We start from the raw sequence: 2,422 nt of genomic DNA on the forward strand, positions 1-2,422 counted from the left end.
TGGGTCGGCCGCGCGGTGAGGTGCCCGCTGTGAGCGAGTCCTGTTCCGCGCGGCCTCCCGCCGAACCGGACATGACGGTTTCCCAGTCATCCGGCTCTCCAGTGACTACGGCGTGTGTGTTCTGGCTGGCTGTTCCGAGTGGATACGGTCGTGACAGACGTCGCAGGCCACGACCGTTTTGCGGCGTCGTTGGAGCATGACGCGTGCCCAGTCGGAAGGCTGCCATCCGGCATGTGCGAGGTCGGCGAGAGCGCGGACGTGGTGCACTTGCACGTTGCCCTTGCTTCCACAGATTTCGCAGGTGTCCGCCAGGAGTCTCGCGATGAGTTCCTTTTGCGGATAGTCCACCCGGACCGGCTCGCGGTCGGCGAGTTGAGCCGCTCGCTGCCGTTGGAGGGGAATTCCACCGAACCGTGCCACCAGTGGTTTCCTGTTCTTCCGCTCGACACGGGCCTCGAAGCAGACTCGGGGCCCGTTGGGTGTGTCGATTCTGACCTTGTGCTTGGCGGCCATCTTCGATACCGACGAGCGGTGCTTGGCCGCGAGGGTCTTGAGCATGGATGTTTCCATGACCCATTGCAGCCGGTGCAGCCGGAAGACATCTCCGGCGAGCAGGTAGTACTGGACAATGCCCCGGTAGACGGTCCCGAAGGTCGCCACGATCGCGTGATCGGTGCTGTTGATCAGGGCCGTCTTCTTCGCGGGTTCTCCGCGGTCAAGATAAGGGACGCATTTGGATTTGATCACGTCCCGTGGGACACGGAGGGCGATCTGGCCGTTGACCCGACGGTAACGGCCGGTCTTCTTCGTGTCGTTGTGCTGGGTCGTGATCTCGTAGCCGAGAAACCTCGCTGCCCCGGTGCGGGCGTGAGTGATCAGCGTCTTTTCCTGGGACAGTTCCAGCCTGAGTTCGTCACGCAGGAACTGGGCCAGGCGTTGCTTGATCTGTTCGGCCTCGGCTTTCGGTCCGGTGAAGCCGAGGAGATGATCGTCCGCGTAGCGTATGTAGCGCAGCCTGCGATATGCCGGATCGTTCGGATCCGCACTCGGCAGACTGACCATCCGCTGACGCAACGCACGGGCCTGGACCCGGTCGCCGCGCCGGCGGGCTTTCGCCAGCAGATTCTGCAACTCCAGATACGCCGGGTTCCTGGCCCGGCGCTTTCCTCGGGTGTACTCCGGAACGAGGACTTTATCGACGAACTCGTCCAGCTTGTGCAGGTAGATGTTGGACAGAACCGGGGAGGCCACTCCGCCTTGCGGTGCTCCTGAGAGCGTGGCCCCCCACTTCCAGTCCTCCAGGTATCCGACCTTGAGCATGTTGCGCACCAGCCGCAGAAACCGCTGGTCATGGATCTTCTCGCCGAGGATCGACAGCAGGACCTGATGGTCCAAGCTGCCGAAACAGTCGGCGATGTCCCCTTCGATGAACCAGGACGTCCCGGTCCAGGTGTGGTCCACCTCCCGCAAAGCGGTATGGCAGCCACGGCGGGGGCGAAACCCATGGGAGCGGTCGGAGAACGTCGGCTCGTAATACGCCTCCAACAGCAGGCGAATCACTTCACCGACGAGCTTGTCCGACCAGGTCGGCAGCCCCAGCGGACGCGTCGTCCCGTTCTTCTTCGGGATATGAACACGCCGGACCGGACGGAAGCGGTAGCGCTCATAGCGCATCGCCTCGATGATCCGTCCGATCTTCCGCTGTGACATGCCGTCCACGGTTTCCGGCGTGACCCCGGGCGTCATCGCGCCGTGATTGGCGTAGATCCGCCCGTAGGCCAGCAGATACAACTGCGGATTGAACAGTTGCCGATACAGTTCCTCGCACGGCAGGCCACGCCTGCCGCGATCACGCAGGACACCCAGCACCGTTTTGGCACTCTGCATTTCGCATACCTCCCGACTCTGAGGTGTCCGAATCACCTGGCCCCCTTCGCCCGATGTGGACGGCTTTCCCGTCCTCCCTGGCCGGTCGTGACTCCGGCGACTACTACGGGGCCTCCGTCGCCATAGGACTCGCGTCCCGTAGGCGATCCCACGTTCGTCTCTGTCTGTACGTTCTAGCGCGACTTAGGCGTCCCACTCATCTCCTTGGATGTCCTCGCTGGACATCGCTCCGAGCCCCGGAAGTGCCCCGGACAACCTTCGAATCCAAGGCAGAGCGCGGCGCCGGTTTCAGTCGTCTTTCCGGCGGATGGGAACTTGCATCTTCTGGAGATTGGGCTTCAAACAATCCAGTCTTCGCCATATCGCGCGGGCCGCCCAGCACACCGTCTCTGACAACTGAGCCCGGTCACTGGTTATCTGACATGCTGTTGTCCCCTTCGCCTTTCGGATCCAGGTAAGTCATCCGGCCCAGGAACCTCCTTCCGAGTTCCTCCCGGCTGAGCCGGGGATACAAACAGAGCGCCTCGTGGCGCAC

Annotated in this window: 1 protein-coding gene; it reads right to left on the reverse strand. The window is 62.9% G+C overall.

The features are described from left to right. Positions 1-105 precede the first annotated feature (105 nt). A complete protein-coding gene (locus ACIBG6_RS39400; RefSeq protein ID WP_399227586.1) occupies positions 106-1,887 on the reverse strand; it encodes a reverse transcriptase domain-containing protein in 1,782 nt (593 codons plus the stop codon). Positions 1,888-2,422: the final 535 nt, after the last annotated feature.

Source organism: Streptomyces sp. NPDC050842 (assembly GCF_044456565.1).
Taxonomy (GTDB): Bacteria; Actinomycetota; Actinomycetes; order Streptomycetales; family Streptomycetaceae; genus Streptomyces.

Bases quoted from the DNA above. Each gene is read 5' to 3' on its own strand.
- ACIBG6_RS39400 (WP_399227586.1), bottom strand. From the start codon at position 1,887: ATGCAGAGTGCCAAAACGGTGCTGGGTGTCCTGCGTGATCGCGGCAGG.